This window comes from Rothia sp. 27098_8_29 (assembly GCF_041432785.1).
Taxonomy (GTDB): Bacteria; Actinomycetota; Actinomycetes; order Actinomycetales; family Micrococcaceae; genus Rothia; species Rothia mucilaginosa.
In genome coordinates this window covers 350,955-374,524 of sequence record NZ_JAPWAI010000001.1, presented here as the reverse complement: position 1 = coordinate 374,524, position 23,570 = coordinate 350,955, and the positions used below count along the sequence as shown (strand labels likewise).

The window sequence follows — 23,570 nt, the reverse complement described above, 5'->3', positions numbered from 1 at the left end:
TGATGTGTGTGATAGCCCGTAGGCGTGTGCGTTTCCCCCAGAGGCTGTGTGTTTGCGACGCTGTGTGTTTGTCTAAATTCTGGGGGTAGCCTGTAGGCACGTGCGCTCCGACCCGCCCGCGCACCCCGGTTAGGGGGTTTTGGGGCGAGCCGGAGCTACAGGGGTGGTGTTAGTGGGAGCAGCATCCGCCGGAGCCGCATCCACCGGAGCGGCTGGCGGGAGCTTCCTCAGACTCGGCGGTATCAGCACCGGCTGCGTACTCGGCGATGACCGGCTTCGGGGCACCTCGGCCGGGCTTGCAGCAGTCGGGTTCGCACTCGTCGAACCAGCCGTACTGACCGCTCGCGCTCGGGGCGAGGACGCTCTCACGTTCGGGGCGCAGGTCAGCTGAAACGCCGTTTTCCACGCGCTCCTCAATGAGGCGGCGCAGCGACTCCACGTACGCCGGATGCGTGCCGGGGGTGGGGGTGCGCACGGCAACCATGCCCAGGCGTTCGCAGGTGTCCAGCGCCTCGGTGTCCAGATCCCACTTGACTTCCATGTGGTCGGAGACGAAGCCGAGGGGCACCAGCACGACGCCTTCCACGGGGGCTTCGCCGTCCTCCGCCGGGTTGGCGGGGGTGGGCAGCGCCTCCAGGGCGTCGTTGACGTCCGGTTCCAGCCACGGCATGGACGGCGGGCCGGAACGGGACTGGTACACCAGCTCCCATTCGACGTTCTGCAGAAGCTGCGGGGCCTCATCGCGAACCAGCGAAAGCACGGCGCGGGCGACCTGCAGGTGCTTCTCCACGTAGGCGGAGCCGCCCTCGTAGTTCACGCCGCGCGGACCTGCCTCATTCGCCGCGGAGGTCGGCACCGAGTGGGTGCAGAACATGATGCGCAGGCGCGGGTTCAGCGAACCGCTATCGCGTGCGGCGAGCTGCTCACGCACCGTGGCGAGGCCGTCCTTCAGCCCGTCAGCGAAGGCGCGGGAGAAGCCGGGCACGTCGAAGAACTGGCGAATCTTGCCCACGTGCATGCGACCTTCCAGGCCGAGCTGCTCAATCGCCATGCCGTAGTCCTCACGGTACTGGCGGCAGCTCGAGTAACCCGGGTAGGCGCTGGTCGCCAGCACGAGCACGTTGCGGTGGCCGTTCTCGTAGGCTTCGGCGAGCACGTCCTTCACGTAGGGCTTCCAGTTGCGGTTCGCCCAGGTGATCGGGATGTGCGGGCCGCGCTCGGCGAGCGCCTGCTGCAGTGCGGCGAGCAGGGCGCGGTTCTGCTCGTTAATCGGCGAGACGCCGCCGTTGGCGCGGTAGTGGGTGGCGACCTCTTCGAGGCGCTCATCCGGGATACCGCGGCCAGCGGTCACGTTGCGCAGGAACGGGATGACGTCCTCCTGCCCCTCGGGGCCACCGAAGGAGGAGAGAATCACCAGGTCGTAGGGGCGCACCTCTTCGGCACGTTCACGGGTGATGCTACGTTCACTTCGGTAGTCGCCGAGGGTCTGCTCGTTGAGCACGGCGGGGCCGTTGGAGGCGGTGTTCGCCGGGTCGGTGCGGTTGGGTACCACGTTGTCCGGCAGGAGCGTGCCGTTGAGGGTTACGCCGTTGTGCGGCTGATGGCTCACGCCAGAACCTCTGCTACTTCGTCTGCGCCGATGCGGCGGCCGGTGTAGAAGGGGGTTTCTTCGCGCACGTGCAGGCGTGCTTCGGTGTTGCGGAAGTGGCGCATCATGTCGACGAGGTCAACGAGCTGGGGTGCTTCGAGGGCGAGGACCCACTCGTAGTCGTTCATGCCGAAGGTTGCGACGGTGTTTGCCAGAATCTGCGGGAAGTCGATTGCCTTCATACCGTGGTTCTTGAGCATTTCTGCGCGGCGTTCGGGGTTCATGTAGTACCAGTCGTAGGAGCGTACGAAGGGGTAGACGCAGACCCAGGTTTCAGGTGCCTTGCCGCGTGCGTAGGCGGGTGCGTGGTTGCGGGTGAATTCTGCTTCGCGGTGTACGCCCATGGTGGACCAGACGATGGTGGTGCCTGCGAAGAGTGCGGTGCGGCGGATCTTGCGGACTGCTGCCTGCAGCTTTTCGGGGGTTGCGCCGTGGGTCCAGATCATGACGTCTGCGTTGTCGCGCATTGCGGAGACGTCGTAGATGCCGCGCAGGGTCACGCCCTCGGCGGCCAGCTGCTCAACAACCTTCTCGAATTCGGCGCGTGCCTCGTCGGTGTTGGACTCTGCGGGGCGTGCGCCGGAGCGTGCGAACACGGTGTACAGGGCGTAGTGCAGGGTTTCGCCTTCTTCGCGGCCGCGGCGGTTCTCGTCAGCTGCGGAGTGCTGGACTGCGTAGCCCTTGGGTGCGCCGCCGTAGCCGTGGCCTGCGTGGGTGTAGCCGCCCTGACCTGCGCCGTGTGCGCCGCCGTGGCCGTGTGCTGCGTGATCGTGAGACATTGTGTGTTCCTTTCTTCAGCGAGGGTTCGCTGTGCTGGAGGCGCGGCTTCCGTAGCTGCGCGTTTTCTCAATTTTTTGGTCTAGTTACTGACTGAGCTGAGTTATTGACTGAGCTTCTGCCGCCGCCGCGCCGTCTACTTGGCGGTTGCGGCTTTCGGGGAGGTGACGCCTTCCCAGTCCTGTGCCGCGTGGTAGATGAGGCGGTCCATCTGTTCGTAGGTGTCTTTGACGGTTAAGACCAGGCCGGAGCCTGCCGCCCAGGAGCCGACGGTGCTGAGGGTTCCGAGTTCGCTGGCGCGTTCGCGGAATTCTTTGACTCGGTCGCGGTGGCCGGGGGTGGAGGCGGGTAGTACGCCGCGCCAGCGTACGACGTCCGCGTCGACGAGGTTGCTGTGGGTGAGGGCTACGTCCATCATGCGGCTTGCGTCGCGCAGGGCGAGGGTGATGAGCTGTTCGTCGGCGAGTGCCACTTCTGAGAAGCGGGCGTCTTCGCCGCCTCGGCCGTAGGAGAGGCGCACGACGTGGCGTCCGGGGCCTGCGGCGTCGGCGACCCATTGCCATTTGGCGGTGGCGTGGGTGAGTGCCTTGGCGCGTACGGCGGTGGCTTCTTCGGAGACGAGCAGGCCGGTGCCGCGGGGGTGCTTGTCCAGGGCGGGGGCATCAACGACGAGGGTGACGAGGGCGACTTCGGGGCCGGGTTCCATGGCGGGTAGGGCGGTGGAGACGTGCGGGCCGATGAGTCGTGCCACGGTCGGGCCGTCGGTGGCGAGCACCAGGTAGTCGGCGTAGAGGGGGGTGTTTTCGCCGTCGGTGGTGTGGCGCTGGATGATGAACCACTGGCCGGTGGATTCGTCGCGGTCTACGGCGATGACGTCGAATCCGGTGACGATGCGAACACCGGAGGCGTACAGGTCTTCGACGAGACGTTCGGACAGCTGGTTCATGCCGCCCACGATACCGGCGACCTGTGAGCCTGCGGGGGCTGCCGAACGGAAAGCGTGCGCTGCGGCGGCGAGGGAGCGGTGCTTGCGGAAGGCTTCGCGCAGACCGGGGATGGTCGCATCGACGTCGAGCTTGTCGGGGTGGGTGGAGTACACGCCGGAGACTACGGGTGCGACGAGGTTGTCGAGCACTTTCTGGCCCATGCGGATGCGCACGAGCTCACCGAGGGTCTTCGCGTTCTCGCCTGCGGAGACGGGCAGGAACTTGTCCACCTGGGCGCGGCGCAGACCGTTCTTACCGATGACGGGGATCAGCGACTTATCGTTCACATTGCCGGGGATGCCCATGATGCCGGTGCTGGGGGTGCGACGGGCGCCCTGCGGCAGGTACAGCCACGAGCCGTAGGAGTTGGGGGTGACGATCTGGTCGCCCAGGCCGAGTTCCTTGACGAGGTCGCTGACAATGGGGCTGCGGGTTGCGAAGGATTCTGCGCCGGAGTCCAGCAGAAGGCCGCCAACTTCATGGGCACCAACCGCACCGCCAAGGTGGTGGCGCTGTTCGAGCAGGGTGACGCGCATACCGGCTGCGGCGAGGCGGCGTGCCGAGATGAGGCCGGAGGGGCCGCCGCCGATAACGATGGCGGTGGGTGCCTTCTCGTTGCGGGTGAAAGCTCGTGCGTTCTGGGGCGCGGCGGAGGAACTGACCTGTGCGGTGCGGTGCGGTGCCTGGTTGGTGTGGCCCATGGTGGTTCTCCTTTGGTCTGCCTGCAGTGGAGTTGCCCATTGCGGTAACGGGTGTGGTGGTTGGTTCGGGGTGCAGATGTTCGGTGCAGATGCCGGAGGGTTTCCAGCATCTGCGCCGTCTATTTATCGTTATTTATCCTATGCCTGCGCGGTGCGTTCGTGGATATATGCCACGAGGTCGGTGAGCACCTGCGGGTCGGTGGTCGGGGGTACGCCGTGGCCGAGGTTGACCACGTGCGAGGGGGCGGCGTTGCCTTCTGCGAGGACCTCGTCTACGTGTGCGTGGAGGTTTTCGCTGCCTGCGGCGAGCAGTGCCGGGTCGATGTTGCCCTGCAGGGGTACGGCGCCGTTGAGCAGGGTGTTCGCTGCGGACAGCGGCAGGCGGTAGTCCACGCCGATGACGTCTGCGCCGGCTTCGTGCATGGCGGGTAGCAGGGCGGTGGTTCCGGTGCCGAAGTGGATGCGCGGCACGCCGTATTCGCGCACCATATCGAGGGCGGTTGCGGAGTGTGCCTGCACGTAGCGGCGGTAGTCGCTTTCGCCGAGGGAGCCTGCCCAGGAGTCGAAGAGCTGCACGGCGGATGCGCCCGCCTCAATCTGTGCGCGCAGGAACTGGCCTGCGGTGCGGGCCGCCCAGGCGGCGAGTTCGTGCCAGGCGGCGGGGTCGGCGTGCATCATGGTGCGCGGGCGCAGGTGGTCGCGGGAGGGGCCGCCTTCGACCATGTAGGCGGCGACGGTGAAGGGGGCTCCGGCGAAGCCGATGAGCGGGGTGTCGCCGAGCATTTCTACGGTGGCGGCGACGGCTTCGCGGATGGGGTCGAGGTCGCTGTCTTTGAGTTCGGGCAGGGCGCGCACCTCGTCGAGGGTGCGTACGGGCTGGTCGAGTACGGGGCCCTTACCGGGCACGATGTCGACGTTGACGCCCGCGAGCTTCATGGGGATGACGATGTCGGAGAAGAAGATGCCGGCGTCGACCTTGTGGCGGCGGACGGGCTGCACGGTGATTTCTGCGGCGAGGTCGGGGGTGAGGCAGGCGTCCAGCATGGGGATGCCTTCGCGTACCTGGCGGTATTCGGGCAGGGAGCGGCCTGCCTGGCGCATGAACCAGACGGGTCGGTGGCTGGAGGGGCGGCCGGTGAGGGCGCGGAGCATGGGCGAGTCGGCGGTGGTGCCTGCGCGCAGGGGGTGGTTGGCGGGTAGGTGTGCGAGCTGCTCGTCGGTGAGCAGGGGTCGCTGGGCGTCAGTGGGGTGTGCGGGCAGGGAGGGTGCCTGTGCGGGGCCCTTTTCCGATGCGGGGGTGGTGTGCTGGTTTTCGCTCATAGTCTCTAGTGTGACAGGTTTATGTGGGCGTTTTTGCGACACTATGTCATGGTGACTCTTACCTAATGGTGGCTTTCTTAGCGGTGAGGGAAACCTTAGTTCGTGCCTACTCTTTGTGCCCGCTCCCCCACTGTGCAGATTTTCTTGCCCCCTACGATGATGGAACTTAGGTTCTGTGAGCTTTACAGGGGCTTAGTCGGCGTGGTTATGATTAATCTCTAGTGAGTACTTATGCATTTGTGGCATCGCACCACACCGTTGATCTGACCACCGTCGCTGCGTTGAGCGCCGGTGCCTCCGGCGTACCCGATGTTCTGGCGGGCGATATGGCACGCCAGCTGGGCGTGAAGGGTGCAGTCGTTCTTGCCACCTGTAACCGTCTTGAAATGTATGTTCAGCTACACGTCTCTGCGCATGTGCACATGGTTCGTGAGCTGATTGTTGATTCGATTGCGCAAACCTCCGGCCTGGACAAGGAACTGGTCAATTCCAGCTTCGATGTGTACGCAGACGAGGAGGCGGCACGCCACCTGCTGACGGTCGCCTCCGGCCTGGAGTCTGCCGTGGTTGGCGAGCGCGAAATCGCCGGTCAGGTACGCCGTGCCCTGGCTGCCGCGCAGGCGAAGGCTCAGGAGGAGGGTGTGGCTCTTCCCGGTGAGCTGGTGCAGCTGTTTGAGCATGCGGCGCATACGGCTCGTCAGGTGGGTCAGCACACGGCGCTTGGCGCCCAGGGCCGCTCGATTGTGTCTGTTGCTCTGGATCTTGCGGATGAGGTTGCCGAGAAGGACTGGTCGACCCGCCGCGCCCTGATTTTTGGTACGGGCGCTTACGCGGGTGCGACCATTGCGGCGCTGCGCGAGCGCGGTTGCACCGATATTTGGGTCAATTCCCGTTCTGGTCGCGCCCCGGAGTTCGCGGCGAAGCGCGACGTCTTCGCAGTGCCCGAGGACGGCATGGAACAGGCGATGGCTGAGGCTGACGTGATTATTGGCTGCTCCGGCGGATCCGACCCGTTGCTTCCCGAGCAGATTCCGGGCGGCCACCACACGATCCTCGACCTGGCGCTTTCGCGTGACTTTGACCCCTCGGTCGCCGACCTGCCGAACGTTGAGCTGATTACCCTCGAATCGGTGCGCCTTGCCGCACCCGAGGAGACCGAGGAGTCCGTGGCGACGGCTACGCGCATCGTGGAGTCTGAGCTGGCGGCGTTTGTGTCTCGTCAGCGTTCCCGCACGATTGACTCCGCGATTGTTGCGCTGCGCTCGCACACTATGGATGTGCTGGATTCCGAGCTGGAGAAGGTACGTAACCAGTTTGGTTGCGGTGCGGCGACGGAGCAGTTTGAGCTGGCGATGCGCCGCATGGTGAAGTCCCTGCTGCACACCCCGACGGTGCGCGCCAAGAAGCTTGCGGCGGAGGGCCGCACGGAGGATTACGTGCAGGCGCTGGAGACCCTCTACGGCATTCAGGTGGAGGATTCTTAAGAGCCTCCCCTCCCCTGCTCTTCCCGGCGTTTTTGCGCGCATTTTCACGCATCCGGCGGCGAGTATTTTATTAGCCCCCGGCGAAGTACTGCCCGTTCACGGTGCCGATGGGCGCATTCACGCTAGAGTAGATGCTAGATAAGATAGTTCCCATACCCGGCGCACGTTTGGCTGTGCCGGACTATTCTGCGAGGAGACTCATGGAAATCAAGATTGGCATTCGCCACATTGCTCGTGAAATCGTTGTTGAGACCAGTGAGGCTAAGGAAATCCTCATGGAGAAGGTCTCGAAGGCTATTGAGGACGGCTCGCTGCTGCAGATTATGGATGATAAGGGCAACACCACTCTGATTCCTGGTGCTCAGATTGGCTACGTTGAGCTGGGTTCCGACGCTAAGCGTCACGTTGGCTTCGGTATCGGCGCCTAATTAGTTCGGTAGCTGAACCCCCTTTAGCTTGAGCTTTCCCCGCATCCGTCACGATACGTAACCGCGCTTTATGCGCTGTGTGCGTGCGCTTTATGCGCCACGTGGTTACGCCGTGCCGAATGCGGGGGTTTGCATTTTAAACCGCCTACACAAAAACCTCGCGGCACCCGGTTTTGGGGCGGTATATCGCCCATCACGGGCGCACGCCACAACCGGTCGGGGGTGCGCCGGAAGCAAATCCAGGTTAATATTGAGGGGTTAAGTGAATGACCGGTCGTACCCCTTTCAAGACCCCGAGGCTGCACCGCCTTCTCATCATGAATAACCATGAGCACTAACCATGTGCATTGACCATGCGTGCAGGCGGCGTCTCGGCAAGAATTTCCCCTGTAAGAATTTCCCGAGTAAGAATTTCCCGCGGCCGGCTTTCGACGCCCGCCCGTCACCGCCTCCACCATTGGGGCGCTGGCTGGTACACCCCCAATTCTGGGGAGAAACACACCCCGAACAGGGGTAGAAAGATACGGTCCAGTGACTGAAACGAACACGCAGGAAACCACTCAGACTGCAAAGTCCTTCGCCGACTTCGGCGTTCGCCAGGATATTAGCGACGCCCTCGCGGCGGTTGGCATTACTTCCCCCTTCCCCATCCAGGAACTGACTCTTCCCGTGGCTCTGTCTGGCCAGGACATCATTGGTCAGGCGAAGACCGGTACCGGTAAGACCCTCGGCTTTGGTCTGCCCACCATTCAGCGTGTGGTCGGCCGCGACGATGAGGGCTGGGCTGATTTGGAGTACCCCGGCGCACCTCAGGCGCTGATTCTGGTTCCGACCCGTGAGCTTGCCATTCAGGTGGGCGAGGACCTGGCGATTGCTGCGAAGCTGCGCAACGCCCGCGTCGCGACCCTGTACGGTGGTGTGCCGATTGAGCCTCAGGCTGAGCTGCTGCGCCGCGGCCTGGAGGTTGTGGTGGGCACCCCCGGCCGCATTATCGACCTGTACCAGCAGGGCTTCCTGAACCTGAAGCAGGTTAAGATCGTGGTCCTCGATGAGGCTGACGAGATGCTGGATTTGGGTTTCCAGCCGTCGGTTGAGAAGATCCTCAGCTACCTGCCGGAGGACCGCCAGAGCATGCTGTTCTCCGCAACCATGCCCGGCCCGGTCATTGCGATGGCACGCCAGTACATGACCAAGCCCATGCGCATTAGCGCCGCTGACCCCGAGGACGCCTCGAAGACTAAGGCGTCGATCCGCCAGGTCGTCTACCGTGCGCACCACCTGGACAAGGACGAGATGATTGGCCGCATTCTGCGCGCTACCGGCCGCGGCCGCACCGTCATCTTCACCAAGACCAAGCGTGACGCTGCCCGCGTAGCGGAGGAGCTGGTGAACCGTGGCTTCGCTGCCGCTCCCCTGCACGGTGACCTGAACCAGGTTGCGCGTGAGCAGGCACTGAAGGCGTTCCGCACCGGCAAGGTCGACATTCTGGTCGCGACCGACGTGGCGGCTCGCGGTATTGACGTTGAAGACGTGACCCACGTGATTAACCACCGCGTGCCCGAGGATGAGAAGACTTACCTGCACCGTACCGGCCGTACCGGTCGTGCCGGCAATGAGGGTACCGCTGTGACCCTGGTTGACTGGGATGACCTGCCGCGCTGGAAGGTCATTAACGACGCCCTGGAGCTGGGTGTTCCTGAGCCGGTTGAGACCTACTCTTCCTCTGAGCACCTGTTCTACGACCTGAACATTCCGGCTGGCACTAAGGGCCGCCTGCCGCGCGAGGAGCGTGTGGCTGAGGGCATGGGCGATGAGTTCTTTGAGAGCGCCCGCGACTCGCGTGATGGCCGCCCGGCTCGTTCTCGCGGTGGCCGCGACGGTTCCCGTGAGGGTGGCCGTTCTGGCGGTCGTGACGGTGAGAAGGGTTCGCGCCGTTCTCGCGGTGGCCGCGACGGTCGTTCCGGTGAGGGCCGCGGCGAGCGCCGTAGCCGCTCCGAGGGCCGCAAGCGCGCTGAGCGTTCCGAGCGTTCTTCCGAGCGTGCGGAGCGTAACGAGCAGGGCGCATCCGAGCGTACCGAACGTTCTTCGGAGCGTTCTGAGCGTGCGCCTCGTCAGCGTCGCCGTACCCGCCGTGTTGAGGGTCAGCCCATGGAGGGTGAGGGCCGCCGCCGTACCCGCCGCCGCTCTGAAGGCTCGCGTTCTGAAGGTTCTCGTGCTGGGGGTTCTCGCGGTAAGGGCCGTGGCGCTGACCGTGCTGGTTCTGAAGGCTAGGGCCGGGGTTGGGTATTTCAGCATCCCCGGCGCCCGCCGCGCCCTCCCCTGCCGCTGAGGCAAACCGCACGGATTCGACTGTTTTCGATCCGCAGGGCCCGTCGCTGCTGGTGCAGGCAGATAACCTGGAGTATCTGCGTGAGCTGCCCGACGGTGCGTTCACCGTGATTTACATTGACCCGCCGTTCAATACGGGTAAGAAGCAGACGCGCCGCACGTTGAGCGCGGAGGCTTCTGAGAAGGGTGACCGCACCGGTTTTAAGGGCAAGAGCTATTCGAGCACCCTGCAGACTCTGGCGAGCTATAACGACTCGTTCGAGGATTATTGGGCGTTCCTAGCGCCGCGTATTGAGCAGGCGCATCGTCTGCTCGCGCAGGACGGCACCCTGTACCTGCACCTGGATTGGCGTGAGGTTCATTATGTGAAGATTATGTGCGACATGATTTTTGGTCGTGAGAACTTCATTAATGAGCTGATTTGGGCTTACGACTACGGCGCGAAGTCTACGCGCCGCTGGCCGACGAAGCACGACAATATTCTGGTGTACGCGAAGGATCACCGTAGCTATTACTTCAATACTGCGGAGGTTGATCGTGAACCGTATATGGCTCCCGGTTTGGTGACTGAGGAGAAGGCTTCTCGCGGTAAGCTCCCTACTGATGTGTGGTGGCATACGATTGTGTCGCCGACGGGTAAGGAGAAGACGGGTTATCCCACGCAGAAGCCTACGGGTTTGTTGCGCCGTATGATTGCGGCGAGTTCCCGCCCTGGTGATTGGGTGTTGGATTTCTTCGCTGGTTCTGGTTCTACGGGTGCGGCGGCGGCTCAGCTGGGTCGTAAGTTCGTGTGTGTGGATCAGAATCCGCCGGCTATTGAGGTGATGGCTAAGCGTCTGGGTGTGGATCCGGTGTCGTTCGCTGAGTATCGCGGTGTGCCGCGTGGGGCGAGTGTGTTGTTCACGCCGAAGCGTACGGTGGGTGTTCGTGGCGGTACGAGTCGTGATGCGTTGACGGCGGCGAGCCGTCATGCGCTGAAGGCTGTGTTGGATACGCTCACGGAGACTACGCAGCCGGTTGAGGGTGCGTCGTGCCGGTTTGTGCGTCACCGGTCGATGGATGCGGTGGATAAGAAGATGCGTATTGATGGCCGTGATGAGTTGCGTCGTCAGCGTCAGCATCAGGCGCGGGCTAAGGCTCGTGCGGCGCGGGCGGCTGCTCAGATGGATGCGGCGGCTGCGGGTGCGGTGTTGCAGCATCATGCGTCGCGTGAGAGCGTCTAGGCTGTCTTTTCTGCGCGTTCGTGAGAGCACGTGTTAAGAGTATGGGGCGGGTTCCTTTACCGGGAACCCGCCCCACACTCTTTCGTCTTACTACTGGGCCGCCAGCTGCTCGCGGATACGCGCCACCGTCACCGCATCCGTCGTATTCTCACCCAGCAGGTTCGGCTTGCCCGCGCCGTGATAATCGCTCGAACCCGTCACCAGCACCTCACGGCCCGCCGCACGCTGACGCTCAATGAACTCCAGCAGACGCGCCCGGTCCTCCGGAGAGTTCTCACGGTGATACACCTCCACACCCGCCAGGCCAGCATCCACCATCAAACCCAGATACTCCAGGCTCAACGCGGGTCCACGCATCGTACTCATCGGATGCGCAATCACCGGCACGCCCCCAGCCTCACGCACCAGACGCACCGCCTCCAACGGATCCAGCGCATCCTGCGGCACATAGTAGGGGCTGCCCGTGTACAGCAGCTTCGCAAAAGCCTCAGAACGATCAGCAACCACCCCGGCAGCAACCAGCGCATCAGCAATATGGGGGCGGCCCACCGCCGTGTTCCCCTCCCCCACCTGCGCCAACACGTCATCCCAGGTCAGCGGGTAGTCGGCGGCAAGACGGCCCACAATAGCCTGCGCACGGCCCTCACGGCTGGCACGAATCGCCTCCACACGGCGCGCCAACTCCGAACCCACCGGGTCAAAACCATAAGCGAGCAGGTGAATAGTCTTCGTGCGTGCGCGGCCCTCACCATCGGTGTAACGGTAGCGGCAGGAGAACTCGGCACCCGGCAGAAAATCCAGACCGTGCTCACCCGCCAGCTGAGCCGCCTGCGCCCAACCAGCCGTCGTATCGTGATCAGTCAGCGCGAAACCCGCCAACCCGGCGTGAGCAATCAGCGGCACCAGCTCGGCCAGGCTCTGCGTGCCGTCAGAGATAGCGGAGTGAATATGCAGATCGTAGCGCCCGGTACGGTTCAGGTTTTCAGGCGCGCCCGATTCAGCGGGCTTCGGTGCCTGCTGCGCATTAGGTGCACTATTTCGGTGTTCTGTCTGCGTCATCTTCTCTCCTTCCCCGCCCCTGCTAGTTCGTCGCCACCTCAGCGGGGTTTTAAGGCATGTCATCTACTCTTCTGATTCAACCCTACCAATATCGGCGGCGCAATATCGGGTACCCGGTCGCAGGTCAAAGATATATTCTGCCCCACCGCGCCCTCTCTTATGGTCAAAAGCGCTAAAACACCTGCCCACCTGTGGTGAAGGAGATATGATTAACCCATGACTGAGAACAATGAGAAGAGCACCGAAGCTCAGAAGAACGACCACCGCAGCACCCCTAAGGCGTCTGCGTTCACCGAATTCATTGCCGCAAACTGGGCACCTGCCGAAGATGACGGCTACACCCGCGAGCCCGTAGCAGACTACGCAGCTGAGCGCCGCGCCAAGATTTCCAAGGCATTCCCCGGCGAGCGCCTCGTCCTGCCCGCAGGCCCGCTGAAGGTCCGCTCCAACGACTGCGACTACCGCTTCCGCCCCCACTCGGCGTTTGCGCACCAGACCGGTCTGGGCATCGACCACGAGCCCGACGCCGTGCTGATTTTCGAGCCCGTCGAAGAGGGCACCGGCGACAACGGCTCCAACCACGAGGTCACCCTGTACTTCCGCCCGCTGGCTGGCCGCGACACCGCAGAGTTCTACGCGGATGCACGCTACGGCGAGTTCTGGGTTGGCCCCCGCCCCACCCTGAAGGAATTCTCCGAGCGTTACGGTCTGCGTACCCGCGACCTGTCCGAGCTTGAGGTTGCTATCACCAAGAACGCCGGCAACCAGGGCCTGGGTGGCGTGAACATCCGCCTGGTCCGCAACGTTGACCCGGCTGTTGACGCGCTGGTTGACACTTCCCGCTACAACACCGGCGTGGAGCTGGAGCAGGCTGACAAGCTGGACTCCGAGCTGGCTGTGGCGCTCTCCGAGGCTCGCCTGATTAAGGACGCTATCGAGGTTGAGAACCTGCAGCGTTCCGTTGACATGACCGTCAAGGGCTTCGAAGAGGTCATTCGTGAACTGCCGAAGGCTAAGGAGCACCACCGCGGTGAGCGCGTCGTTGAGACCGCGTTCTTCTCCGTGGCACGTACCGACGGTAACGACCTGGGCTACGACACCATCGCAGCGTGCGGTAACAACGCAACCATCCTGCACTGGATTCGTAACAACGGCACCGTCGATGACGGCAAGCTGCTGCTGCTGGACGCAGGTGTTGAGGACGACACCCTGTACACCGCAGACGTGACCCGCACCTTCCCCGTGAACGGTAAGTTCACCGAGGTTCAGGCGAAGGTCTACAACGCTGTGCTGGAGGCTGCTGACGCCGCATTCGCTGTGGCTAAGCCGGGCCGTAAGTTCCACGAACTTCACGACGCCGCTATGGAGGTTCTGGCTCACCGTCTGGAAGAGTGGGGCCTGCTGCCGGTTTCTGCCGAGGTTTCCCTCACCATTGAGGGCGGTCAGCACCGCCGCTGGATGCCGCACGGCACCAGCCACCACCTGGGCCTGGACGTGCACGACTGCGCGCAGGCGAAGGCTGAACTGTACATGTGGGCTGAGCTGGAGCCGGGCATGGTCTTCACCATTGAGCCGGCACTGTACTTCAAGGAAGAGGACCTGTCTATCCCCGAGGAGTACCGCGGTATCGGTATCCGCCTTGAGGACGACGTGCTCTGCACCGAGGACGGCAACGTGAACCTGTCTGCTGCACTGCCCCGCACCGTTGAGGGCATTGAGGAGTGGATGGCGAAGCTGGCGAAGTAACGCCTAGCCCCCCCCAGTTACGTAGTAACGTCTGAATAGGGAAAGCCCCTCACCGATTCGTTCGGTGAGGGGCTTTCGCGTGTCTTCTATGTTGCTTCTCTGCCTGTTTCCTGGCTTATTTCCCGCCGCTACGGGTGGCTACCGCCATTGCAGGTTCGGTTATTCGGACTCCTGCGAGGACTTATCGTGCAGGCCCTGCGGGCGCGGGGTTGGACGCTGCGGCTTGGGCTGAATCAGCTTCGCGTATTCTTCCGGGTCGTCCACGCGCAGACCGTACCGCTGTGCCGGACGTTTCTGCGTATCTGACTTCTGGGCGGTTGCCTGGTCAGTGCTTGCCTGTTCCTGTTCGGAAGGCTGAGTGGGCTGAGCAGGCGGTGCAGGGGTAACCGGTGCGGGCATGTTCTGCGCCGCGCTCTGAGCCATCGCGTTCTGCGCAGTAGTATCACGCTCGGGCAGGTTCTGGTTCGGCGCTGGCTGGCTACCCGCCTGCGCACGGTACGAGGGTGCCTTCGGGGCGCCGGTCGGAACCGGTGCACCATTCATCGAGACGGTGCTCTGAGCGGCACGCGCCTGCGAAGCTTCCGGGGCTGCCGCCGCACGAGCGGCCGCAACCGCCGCCGAGAAGCGAGGGTGCGCACCCAGCACGCGGCGCGCATCCTGAGCGTACTCCGGCAGAGCGTACATCACGGTACGCGAGGGAATCGCCTCGGTACGCATCGGGTAGCGACCCCCATGGGAGCGACGCAGAACGTACATCTGCCACAGCACAAACACGGCAACCGACAGCGGCACGTACTTGAGTGCTTCAGAGATAAAAGAGTCACCGGCAAGGGTCATCAGCACCGAAAACACCAGGCCAATCACCGCACCCTGAATCGCCGCAGAAATCAGGGCACGACCGTAACCGGGCTGTACCGGGTACTCCACCTGGCGGATACCATCATTGACCAGGTACAGCGCCGTGACCGGGTAATCCTGTTCGCTGAGCACGTCAAAAGCGGCGAGCGCATCATCGTGACGAACGAAGGAGGCGATCGCTTCACCGGCGGGCAGGGGCTTGCCCTGAGCCTGCGCCAGGCGCGACGCCAAGTACGAAGAAGGCGGGGTCGAGGGAATATTCGGCAGGTTAGAAGTCATGGCTCCTATTCTACCGCCCGCCCTAACCCTGGACCCGGTGGGTAGTCAGCTCCTCTACAGGCGTAGCGAACACCTGTTCAAATAAGCCCCTCAAAGTGCGAATCCCCGCGGCGGAGCGTACCCTAGAGAGGTGAGCAATTCGAAGTTCAGCACCCCCAGCAAGATTTATATTGCCCGCCTTCTGGGCCTCGACGTTTTTGACCCCTTCGGTGACCGCCTCGGCCGTCTCCGAGACGTCGTCGTACTCAAACGTGGCCTGGGCGCATCCATTGCGGGCGCCCGCCCCGCCAAGGGCACCGAACCCATTGTTGTCGGCATCATCGTTGAGGTGCTCGGCAAGAAACGCGTGTTCATGCCCATGACCCGTGTGCGAAGTATCGACGCTTCACAGATCATTTCAACCGGCCTGGTGAACCTGCGCCGCTTCGAACAGCGCAACTCTGAGACTCTCATCGTGGGTGAGCTCTTTGACCGCCGCGTGCGCCTGCTCGACGGCAGCGGCGACGCCGTCATTGAGGACGTCGCCATTGAGCAGCGCCGCAACGGCGACTGGGGCGTGACCGAGCTGTTCGTTTCCCGCGTCAGCTCCGCCTCCAGCACGTGGCGCCGCCGTTCCAAGGAGACCCTCATCGTCGATTGGGACGAGGCGGTGCTCTCCACCGACGTGGAACCGCAGGCGGCAACCGCGTTCGTGGCGAACCACGAGAACTCCAAGCCCGCCGACCTTGCGGATGCTATCCACGAGATGAGCGATAAGCGCATGGTCGAAATCGCCGCCGAGCTTCAGGATGAACGCCTCGCGGACGTTCTGCAGGAGCTGCCCGCCGAGGACCAGGTGCAGATTCTCTCGCACCTGGACGACGAGCGTGCCGCGCAGGTCCTCGAAGAGATGGAACCGGACGACGCCGCCGACCTTCTCATCGAGCTGGACGACGCCCAGCGTGAAAAGCTGCTCGAACTCATGGAACCCGACGAAGCAGACGACGTGCGTCGACTGCTCGAATATGACGAGGGTACCGCTGGTTCGCTCATGAACCCGGTGCCGATCATCCTCTCCCCGGAGGCGACCGTTGCGGAGGCGCTCGCGCACATCCGCGCCGAGGAAATTCCTCCGGCAATGGCGGCTGCCGTCATGGTGACGCGCCCGCCCCTGGAAACGCCGACCGGCAAGTACCTGGGTCTGGTGCACATGCAGAAGCTGCTGCGTGTGCCGCCGAGTGAGCCGATTGGTCACATCCTCGATACCGACACTGAGCCTGTCTCTGACCAGGCAAGTTTGGAAGAGCTGGCACGCGTGCTGGCGACCTATGACCTGACCATCGTTCCCATTGTGAACGAATCGCACCGTCTGGTAGGCGCAGTGACCATCGACGACGTGCTCGATGCGCTCCTGCCCGAAGACTGGCGCACTTACGATGATGGAACTCCCGTACGAAAGGTAGGACGACGCTTTGCCTGATTCGAACCGCCGCGACGCAAACCGTACCGAAGAGAACCCCCGCATCGATAAGGCGCGCATCCTCAAGGACCGCCTGGAGAAGAAGTACGCTGAACGCAACCGCGAGCGCGGCGACTCCCGCCCGCAGCGTAGCGACTCACAGCTGAGCACCCCCGGCACCCGCAAGCCGAAGCTGTTCTCAAGCCCCAACCCGGACGCTTTCGGCCGCATGACCGAGGGTTTTGCACGCTACATGGGTACCCCGCAGTTCCTGATGTGGATGACCATTTTCTGTGGCGTGTGGCTGGCGTGGAACTCCCTGGCGCCGGAGGAGATGCAGTTCGACCCGCGTAGCCTGAACTTCACCCTGCTGACCCTGATGCTGTCCCTGCAGGCTTCTTACGCTGCTCCCCTGCTGCTGTTGGCGCAGAACCGTCAGGATGACCGCGACCGCGTGGTGGCCTCTGAGGACCGTAAGCGTGACCAGCAGAACCTGGAGGAGACCCAGTACCTGACCCGCGAGATTGCTTCGCTGCGTATTGCTCTGCGTGAGGTTGCGACCCGTGACTTCGTTCGTAGCGAGCTGCGTGACATTCTTGAGGAACTGCAGAACATTGCGCAGGAGCAGGAGCGTCACGCCGAGCAGCTGCAGGACATCAGTGAGGACATTGAGGACCTGGAGGAGGCTATCGACGATATCGATATCTCCGAGGGCGAGGAAAAGGACGCTGAGGAGCAGGAGGCTGAGGAGCAGGGCACTGAGGGAAAGAGCTCTGAAGGCACCGAGAACGGTACCGAGCAGGCTTCTGACAAGGCTGAACGCTCTGCGAAGGACTCCGCACAGGATCCCCACCGAGGCGATTTGAGCCAGCCTCAGAGCCGCGAATCCCAGCAGGCACAGCAGCAGGCAGAGCGCACCCGTGAGGGAGGCGCCCGTGACCGCTAATTCGCCCCTGCAGGATGCGCTCTACGCGGCACTCGCCCGCGTCGAGGATCCCGAACTGCGCCGCCCCATTACGGAGCTGGGCATGGTGGAGACTGCGCTCGTGCATCCTGAACTGGATGAGCACGGTGAGCCGATTCCCGGCCGCCACTGGGCTGAGGTCACGGTGCTACTCACTATTGAGGGTTGCCCGCTGAAGAACACCATCGAGCAGCAGGTTCGTGACGCCGCCGCCACTGTTGAGGGTATTGAGCGTGTGCAGCTGCAGGTGGGTGCGATGAACCCGCAGCAGCGTTCCGCCCTGCGTTCGATGCTCAAGCCGGAGCGTTCCAACCCGTTTACCGCGCCCGGTTCGCTGACCCGCGTGTTCGGTGTGGTGTCCGGTAAGGGTGGCGTGGGTAAGTCCTCCATGACCGCGAATCTTGCCGCCGCGTTCGCTTCACGCGGGCTTGCGGTGGGCATTATTGACGCGGATGTGCACGGCTTCTCCATTCCGGGTCTGCTGGGTATTACCGACGCCCCGACCCGCCTGGATGACCTGATTCTTCCGCCGACCGTGGACGTTCCCGCCCCCGCCCAGCGTTGGGGTGAGCAGAAGGTCAGCGGCGGCTTTATTCGAGTGATTTCTATCGGCATGTTCCTCAAGGGCAACGAGCCGGTGGCGTGGCGCGGCCCCATGCTGCACCGTGCCCTGGAGCAGTTCATCATGGACGTGCACTTCGGCGCCCTGGATGTGTTGCTACTCGATTTGCCGCCCGGCACCGGCGATATTGCCATCTCCATGGCTCAGCTGCTGCCGAATGCGGAGCTGGTGCTCATTTCCACCCCGCAGCACGCCGCGGTGGATGTGGCGGAGCGTGCCGGCACCCTGAGCTTGCAGACCGGTCAGAAGGTCGTGGGCGTGGTGGAGAACATGGCTGCCATGACCCTGCCGGACGGTACCGTGCTCGACATGTTCGGTTCTGGCGGCGGTCAGGTGCTCGCTGAGCGTCTTTCGGAGGCGCTCTCCTACCCGGTACCGCTGCTCGGTTCCGTCCCGCTGGATGTGAACCTGCGTACCGGCGGTGACGATGGCATGCCTGTCGTGTGGGGTTACCCCGACTCCGCCACCGCAGAAGAAATCCAGTCCATCGCCTCGCAGCTGCTGCAGTCGGGCGAGTCGAGGGCGGGTCAGAACCTGCCGCTCTTCGTTTAGAGATTGAGCGTCTAGAAGCTGACGGCCAAACAGCTGAGAATAGAAAGAACCCCGCACCATCACGGTGCGGGGTTCTTATCTATTCAAAATCTTAGGTTGCGTCCACGTCGAAGGGGGCGTATGCGCCTCGCGGAAGAGCACGGCTCTCCGACTTTTCCTTCTCCTTCAGCAGCGCCTCTTCACGTTCCTTCGCCTCACGCTCACGCTCGGCGTCATCCTCAGCGAATGCCTGCTTCACAATCACGCGCGGATCGTACTGGCGGGGGTCGTACTGGCGCCAGTTAATATCTTCCAGACCCGTCTCGCCCAGGGCTTCCTTGAAGTCGTCCTTCGCGTCGAACGCCATGCGGCGCACAGTCTTGACGAATTCACGAATCTGGCGGGCGTATTCGGGCATGCGTTCGGGGCCAATCACCACAAACGTGATGATGGCCAAAATAATCAACTCGGTGCCACTAATACCAAACACAGAATATAGATTATCAGTTCCGAGCCAGCACCGCCGAACCCGCGGCGCTTTCTGGACGTGTCTTTAAGCTCTGGACAAGCAGAAGGCGTACGCTACAGCACCGCGGAAGGGCATTGCGCCCACGGCTAAGAACGCCACATCAGCGGTTTACGGCGGATAATCTCCATCGCCGGGTTAAAACGCTGCGGCTCCAACCGCAGGCACGCCCGCCTCCCGAACGCAAAAGACCGCCGGCAACACACCGGCGGTCTCAAACATCCGTTGGATAGATTCAGCGGTTTACGGCGGGTAGTCTCCGCCGCCGGGTTAAAACGCTGCGGCTCCAACCGCAGGCACGCCCGCCTCCCGAACGCAAAAGACCGCCGGCAGCACACCGGCGGTCTCCAGTCACGATATTCGGTTTACGGCGGGTAGTCTCCACCGCCGGGCAGCTGCTTCCAATGCCACAGCCAGCCAACCCAGCCCCACTGCGCACACGCACCCGCCACCAGCAACGCCCAACGATACGCCCGCGAACGGCTCGCCGCCGCCACCACAATCACCAACGGGAACAACGGCAACAACAGACGGAACGTCGACGACTGCGGATTCAAAAACAGAATCAAATACGCAAAATAGCTCAGGCACCACAGGTTCAGCGGAGCCGCCAAAACCCTACGCGCCAGCGGGCTCAAACACAGAGCGATAAAGCCCAAAATCAGAAGAGTCAGCAACACCGGAGCCGCATACCCAAAGTACAGGTACCCCTGCGAAAGCCACGGCTGAATCGGCGCCAAATGGGTACCGCGCCACGCCGTCTCCGTGGCGGTGTACGCATCCACACGGCCCGTAGCCCACCACGCAATCGCAGGCCACACCAGCGCACACGCACACACCACCAAGGCGCTGACCAGCTGCCCCAGATGACGCACAAACGCCGTGCCCATGCCCGACTGGCGGCTCGAACGCACCCAGCACGCAAACCACCACAGGCCGGCAGCCGCGCCCAGGGGCACACCCACCGGGCGGGACAGGCACGCCAACGCCGCCACAGGAACCAGCAGACCGTATCGTCCCTGAACCAGGCACAGCAGCGCACCGGCAAGGAACACCAGGTTCAGCGACTCCGCATACGGCACCTGAAGCACCGGCGCCACCGGCAAGAACGACACCAACGCCACAGCCCACATGGACAGCGCAGAAGGCGACTCCTCACTCTTGAAACCGGTCGCCTTCAACGACGCCTCAAACAGCAGGTAAATCACCCACGCCGCCGCAAAACCAGCAAGCAGAGCAACCGTCGCCGCCACCGGGTAGTACCCGATGCCCGTCGCATGGCTAATAGCACCGGAAAGCTGCGGGAAAATCGGGTAAAAAGCCCACTGATTCTGCTGAACCACACCCGCCGCATTCACCGGCAGCTCACTCGGGTAACCCTGTACCGCGATCTGCTCATACCAGCCGGCATCCCAGATGCTAATGAACGACAAATAATCCAGATGCTGACCCCACGGGCTGCGCAGCTGCTGCTGACCGACCACGGCAAACACCACGAAACCCCATACTCGGGACAGACCGTAAATCAGTAGCACCGACAGCCACGCGGGCAGGGCACGCAGACGCTCCCCCACCCTGCGCAAACGCTCACCGGCGGCGGTATACGCCCAGGTCAGAAGCTCATCAAAAGACTCGCTCCGTTCCTCGCCGGAGGCGGGGGTGGCGGCACCCTGCGCGGGAGAATACGCGGGGGAAGCACTATTACGTTCAGGCGAAACACTCACGGGCGTTAGTTCCCCTCAGCCTGCGGGTTCTTTCGCTTCTCCACAAAGTCATGCGCGCTCAAGGTGCTCTCCGCATCATCAGCCAGCGGAACCGCACCGCGACGAACCGGCTCAGCGGCAGCGACGTTAGCATCAGCAGATTCTGTAGCCGAAGCGGTAGCCTCCGCGGCGGGTGCGTTCTCGAGTGCCTTGTCATCTTCGGGAGCACCGACGAGAGGAGCGATAAAGCCGAAATCCTCCACACGGTCAAAGGTGCCCAAACCATCACGGCCCACACCGCTGAAGAACGCGGCACCGGGCACGGCACGCTCACCGGAGAGCGCCACAACGGAGAGCACCGCAATGCCCGAAATCAGCAGGGCAAGCAGAATCAGAAGAAAGTTCATGTCAATCTCATATCATGCAGGACCGTCAACCCCTGACGGTCACCTAAATTCAAATAGTAGCGCCAGCACCGGCAGAATCAGCACCGGCAGAATCAGCACCGGCAGAATCAGCACCGGCAGAATCAGCACCAACAGAGTTAGCGTCGCGGTTAGTCCTCGTCGCGGTTAGTCCTCGTCGCGGTCGCTGAGCAGCCAGGCACGCAAATCGGCGTGGCAGCGGGTCAGCTGGCTAAAGCTCACGTGCTCGTTATCGGTGTGAGCCAGCAGAGCGTCACCGGGGCCGAAGTTCACCGCGGGAATACCGATCTCGCTCAGGCGCGCTACGTCCGTCCAACCGTACTTCGGCTGAGGCTCCTGTCCCACCGCCTCAATCAGGGAAGCTGCCAGCGGGGTGTCCAGTCCGGGGCGTGCCGCCGGGGAAAGATCCACAAAATCCAGCTCGTATCCGGCGAAGACCTCACGCACGTGGGCGACCGCCTCATCCAGGGTCTTATCAGGGGCAAACCGGTAGTTCACGTGCATTGCCGCAGCATCAGGAATCACGTTACCGGCAACACCACCAGAAATCTGCACCGCGTTCAGACCCTCACGATAGTCCAGACCCTCCACCGCAATAGTCTTCGGTTCGTAGGAGGCGAGCGCCGCCAACGCCGGTGCCAGTGCGTGAATTGCGTTCTCGCCGCGCCATGCACGACCCGAGTGGGCGGCAAGGCCGCGGGTGCGCACGAAGAAACGCATGGTGCCGTTGCAACCGCCCTCAATGGTGCCGTTGGTCGGTTCAAGCAGCACACCGAAGTCTGCGTCAGTGATGAGCTCGCCGTGGTTGCGGATTAGACGCGCCAGGCCGGAAAGTTCGCTGGCGACCTCTTCGTTGTCGTAGAAGATGTAGGTCAGGTTGTAGTCGGTGTCCTGCGCGGTCAGTTCGGCGGCAAGTTTCAACTGGACCGCCACGCCGCCCTTCATATCGGTTGCGCCGCGGCCGTAGAGCACGTACCCGTCCTCTTCTTCACGCACCGTGGACGGCACGGTACCCAGCGAGCCCTCAACGGTGGGCAGGGGCACGGTATCCAGGTGACCGGCAAGAATAATGCGGGTGCGTTCCCCCTCAGCGCCGGGCAGCGGCGGGAATTCGGTGCGGGCGATAATGGCGTCCCCGTCGCGGGTCAGGTGCAGGTGCGGGCAGAACGACAGCGCCATGTGCACGGCGTCAGCAATTGGCTGCTCATTGCCGGAAACCGACTCGTAATCCAGCAGGGCACGCGTCAGCTCGGGCATGGACACGTCCAGGTTCAGGGGCGGCTGCGGTACAGGGTGACGCTCAGAAATATTCGGGGAAACGCTCATCCTTCCACCTTACAGGTTCCCCGGTACACACACCCGCGCCCACAACTTCCATATCGAGCATATGAGACGGTCTTGAAGGGGCTCTCACCCCCAAAACTATAATGGGTGGCATGTCTGAAAACACTCCCCGTTACGCCTCCGGCGTCGCACTGGTCAATGTTGTTGTCTCTGGCGAGCACGCCGGCACCGTCCTGGATGCCTGGTTCCCCGCCCCCTCCCTCACCCAGACCCCCGACCTGTCCATCGCGGACGAGCTGGAGGACCTGGCCGTTGAGCACCCTGCGCGCAACGCCCGTACCGAGGTGCGTACCGCCTCCATCAACCTGGATGAGGCACCCGAAGACGCGGTCGACGCGTACCTGCGTCTGCACCTGCTCTCCCACACTCTGGTTCGCCCCAACGAGCTGAACCTGGACGGCCTGTTCGGCACCCTGGCGAATGTTGCGTGGACCAACCACGGCCCGGTGCTTGCCGCCGAGTTCCAGAAGCTCGCAATTGGTCTGCGCAAGCTGGGCAACCTGAGCGTGAGCCACATTGATAAGTTCCCGCGCCTGGTGGATTACGTGGTTCCCGCCGGCGTGCGTATTGGTGACGGTGACCGTCTGCGCCTGGGTGCACACCTGGCGTCCGGCACGACCGTGATGCACGAAGGCTTCGTGAACTTCAACGCCGGTACCCTGGGCACCTCCATGGTTGAGGGCCGTATTTCTCAGGGCGTTGTGGTGGGCGACGGCTCGGATGTGGGTGGCGGCGCCTCCACGATGGGTACCCTCTCCGGTGGCGGCACTCAGCGTGTGTCCATTGGTGAGCGTTCTCTGCTGGGTGCGGAGTCCGGTATCGGTATTGCCCTGGGTGATGACTGCGTGGTTGAGGCTGGCCTGTATGTGACCGCTGGTTCGCGCGTGAGCGTCCTGCTGCCCGGTCAGGAGGCGCGCGTGGTGAAGGCTGCGGAGCTGTCCGGTGTGTCGAATCTGCTGTTCCGCCGCAATTCGATTAGCGGCGCGATTGAGGTTCTGCCGCGTGCGAAGAACACCGTGGAGCTGAACGAGGCGCTACACCTGAACTAGTCTGCACCTGAACTAGTCTGTACCTGGACTAGCGCTGGTTGCCCTTGCGAACGTTGGGGGTCGGCCCGCGAACTTTAGGGATCGGCTTTAGGGGTCGGGATGCGTAAAGCATCCCGGCCCCTTTTCTGTGC

The 23,570-nt window shown here is 63.1% G+C and carries 19 protein-coding genes; 9 read left to right on the top strand and 10 right to left on the bottom strand.

The window, feature by feature from the left end; genetic code table 11:
* Positions 1–169: 169 nt before the first annotated feature.
* The 4 genes from O3649_RS01575 to hemE form a co-directional block, all read right to left on the bottom strand.
* A complete protein-coding gene (locus tag O3649_RS01575) occupies positions 170–1,609 on the bottom strand; it encodes a ferrochelatase (RefSeq protein ID WP_371572440.1) in 1,440 nt (479 codons plus the stop codon).
* The gene (gene hemQ, locus O3649_RS01570; RefSeq protein ID WP_294631934.1) at positions 1,606–2,427 is read right to left on the bottom strand and encodes a hydrogen peroxide-dependent heme synthase; all 822 of its coding nucleotides are present in this window, start codon (positions 2,425–2,427) and stop codon (positions 1,606–1,608) included. Before hemQ ends, O3649_RS01575 begins: the two co-directional genes overlap by 4 nt.
* Positions 2,428–2,561: 134 nt before the next feature.
* A complete protein-coding gene (gene hemG / locus O3649_RS01565; RefSeq protein WP_294631936.1) occupies positions 2,562–4,112 on the bottom strand; it encodes a protoporphyrinogen oxidase in 1,551 nt (516 codons plus the stop codon).
* Positions 4,113–4,250: 138 nt separating this feature from the next.
* Positions 4,251–5,432: a uroporphyrinogen decarboxylase gene (gene hemE, locus O3649_RS01560; RefSeq protein WP_371572437.1), complete on the bottom strand. Its 1,182-nt coding sequence runs from the start codon at positions 5,430–5,432 to the stop codon at positions 4,251–4,253.
* 221 nt (positions 5,433–5,653) lie between these two features.
* Here hemE and O3649_RS01555 point away from each other — a divergent pair, with 221 nt between their 5' ends.
* From O3649_RS01555 to O3649_RS01540, 4 genes are all read left to right on the top strand, one after another.
* Complete coding sequence (locus O3649_RS01555) at positions 5,654–6,916, top strand: glutamyl-tRNA reductase (RefSeq protein WP_371572435.1); 1,263 nt, start codon at positions 5,654–5,656, stop codon at positions 6,914–6,916.
* Positions 6,917–7,116: 200 nt separating this feature from the next.
* A complete protein-coding gene (locus O3649_RS01550) occupies positions 7,117–7,344 on the top strand; it encodes a DUF3107 domain-containing protein (RefSeq protein WP_371572433.1) in 228 nt (75 codons plus the stop codon).
* Between the two features lie 531 nt (positions 7,345–7,875).
* Positions 7,876–9,615, top strand: coding sequence for a DEAD/DEAH box helicase (locus O3649_RS01545; RefSeq protein WP_371572431.1), 1,740 nt, complete (start codon positions 7,876–7,878; stop codon positions 9,613–9,615).
* Positions 9,616–9,623: 8 nt separating this feature from the next.
* Positions 9,624–10,895 (top strand): site-specific DNA-methyltransferase, encoded by a 1,272-nt coding sequence (locus O3649_RS01540; RefSeq protein ID WP_371570876.1) that lies wholly within the window; start codon positions 9,624–9,626, stop codon positions 10,893–10,895.
* A gap of 90 nt (positions 10,896–10,985) precedes the next feature.
* On the opposite strand, the gene O3649_RS01535 is transcribed toward O3649_RS01540, so the two are convergent.
* Complete coding sequence (locus O3649_RS01535) at positions 10,986–11,954, bottom strand: PHP domain-containing protein (protein ID WP_371572429.1); 969 nt, start codon at positions 11,952–11,954, stop codon at positions 10,986–10,988.
* Between the two features lie 216 nt (positions 11,955–12,170).
* On the opposite strand from O3649_RS01535, the gene O3649_RS01530 reads away from it, so the two are divergent.
* Entirely contained in the window at positions 12,171–13,700 is a 1,530-nt protein-coding gene (locus O3649_RS01530; protein WP_371572427.1) for an aminopeptidase P family protein, read from the top strand.
* 159 nt (positions 13,701–13,859) lie between these two features.
* Here the strand turns inward: O3649_RS01530 and O3649_RS01525 are convergent, their stop codons facing one another.
* Positions 13,860–14,837 carry a hypothetical protein gene (locus O3649_RS01525; protein WP_368885799.1) on the bottom strand — a complete coding sequence of 326 codons (978 nt, stop codon included), beginning with the start codon at positions 14,835–14,837 and terminating at the stop codon, positions 13,860–13,862.
* Between the two features lie 130 nt (positions 14,838–14,967).
* On the opposite strand from O3649_RS01525, the gene O3649_RS01520 reads away from it, so the two are divergent.
* Genes O3649_RS01520 through O3649_RS01510 form a run of 3 tightly spaced genes read left to right on the top strand, consistent with a single transcriptional unit; the run spans position 14,968 to position 18,413 of the window.
* On the top strand, positions 14,968–16,296 hold the full coding sequence (locus tag O3649_RS01520; RefSeq protein ID WP_049327630.1) for a magnesium transporter MgtE N-terminal domain-containing protein: 1,329 nt from the start codon (positions 14,968–14,970) through the stop codon (positions 16,294–16,296).
* Positions 16,289–17,221: a DUF1003 domain-containing protein gene (locus tag O3649_RS01515; protein ID WP_102033393.1), complete on the top strand. Its 933-nt coding sequence runs from the start codon at positions 16,289–16,291 to the stop codon at positions 17,219–17,221. Before O3649_RS01520 ends, O3649_RS01515 begins: the two co-directional genes overlap by 8 nt.
* Entirely contained in the window at positions 17,211–18,413 is a 1,203-nt protein-coding gene (locus O3649_RS01510) for a P-loop NTPase (protein ID WP_371572424.1), read from the top strand. Before O3649_RS01515 ends, O3649_RS01510 begins: the two co-directional genes overlap by 11 nt.
* Before the next feature lie 91 nt (positions 18,414–18,504).
* Here the strand turns inward: O3649_RS01510 and O3649_RS01505 are convergent, their stop codons facing one another.
* The 4 genes from O3649_RS01505 to dapE form a co-directional block, all read right to left on the bottom strand.
* Complete coding sequence (locus tag O3649_RS01505; protein ID WP_005505243.1) at positions 18,505–18,882, bottom strand: twin-arginine translocase TatA/TatE family subunit; 378 nt, start codon at positions 18,880–18,882, stop codon at positions 18,505–18,507.
* Positions 18,883–19,283: 401 nt separating this feature from the next.
* Complete coding sequence (locus O3649_RS01500; protein ID WP_219100952.1) at positions 19,284–20,642, bottom strand: hypothetical protein; 1,359 nt, start codon at positions 20,640–20,642, stop codon at positions 19,284–19,286.
* 5 nt (positions 20,643–20,647) lie between these two features.
* A complete protein-coding gene (locus O3649_RS01495) occupies positions 20,648–21,028 on the bottom strand; it encodes a taurine ABC transporter substrate-binding protein (RefSeq protein ID WP_219100950.1) in 381 nt (126 codons plus the stop codon).
* 165 nt (positions 21,029–21,193) lie between these two features.
* Positions 21,194–22,372 (bottom strand): succinyl-diaminopimelate desuccinylase, encoded by a 1,179-nt coding sequence (gene dapE, locus O3649_RS01490; RefSeq protein WP_070629890.1) that lies wholly within the window; start codon positions 22,370–22,372, stop codon positions 21,194–21,196.
* A 101-nt stretch (positions 22,373–22,473) separates the two neighbouring features.
* Here dapE and dapD point away from each other — a divergent pair, with 101 nt between their 5' ends.
* The gene (gene dapD / locus O3649_RS01485) at positions 22,474–23,439 is read left to right on the top strand and encodes a 2,3,4,5-tetrahydropyridine-2,6-dicarboxylate N-succinyltransferase (protein WP_315328335.1); all 966 of its coding nucleotides are present in this window, start codon (positions 22,474–22,476) and stop codon (positions 23,437–23,439) included.
* Positions 23,440–23,570 lie beyond the last annotated feature (131 nt).

Excerpts from the sequence above, each read along its gene's own strand:
- dapD (WP_315328335.1), top strand. The coding sequence starts at position 22,474 with ATGGGTGGCATGTCTGAAAACACTCCCCGTTACGCCTCCGGCGTCGCA.
- O3649_RS01550 (WP_371572433.1), top strand. The coding sequence starts at position 7,117 with ATGGAAATCAAGATTGGCATTCGCCACATTGCTCGTGAAATCGTTGTT.
- hemQ (WP_294631934.1), bottom strand. The coding sequence starts at position 2,427 with ATGTCTCACGATCACGCAGCACACGGCCACGGCGGCGCACACGGCGCA.
- dapE (WP_070629890.1), bottom strand. The coding sequence starts at position 22,372 with ATGAGCGTTTCCCCGAATATTTCTGAGCGTCACCCTGTACCGCAGCCG.
- O3649_RS01535 (WP_371572429.1), bottom strand. The coding sequence starts at position 11,954 with ATGACGCAGACAGAACACCGAAATAGTGCACCTAATGCGCAGCAGGCA.
- hemG (WP_294631936.1), bottom strand. The coding sequence starts at position 4,112 with ATGGGCCACACCAACCAGGCACCGCACCGCACCGCACAGGTCAGTTCC.
- O3649_RS01495 (WP_219100950.1), bottom strand. The coding sequence starts at position 21,028 with ATGAACTTTCTTCTGATTCTGCTTGCCCTGCTGATTTCGGGCATTGCG.
- O3649_RS01525 (WP_368885799.1), bottom strand. The coding sequence starts at position 14,837 with ATGACTTCTAACCTGCCGAATATTCCCTCGACCCCGCCTTCTTCGTAC.
- hemE (WP_371572437.1), bottom strand. The coding sequence starts at position 5,432 with ATGAGCGAAAACCAGCACACCACCCCCGCATCGGAAAAGGGCCCCGCA.
- O3649_RS01530 (WP_371572427.1), top strand. The coding sequence starts at position 12,171 with ATGACTGAGAACAATGAGAAGAGCACCGAAGCTCAGAAGAACGACCAC.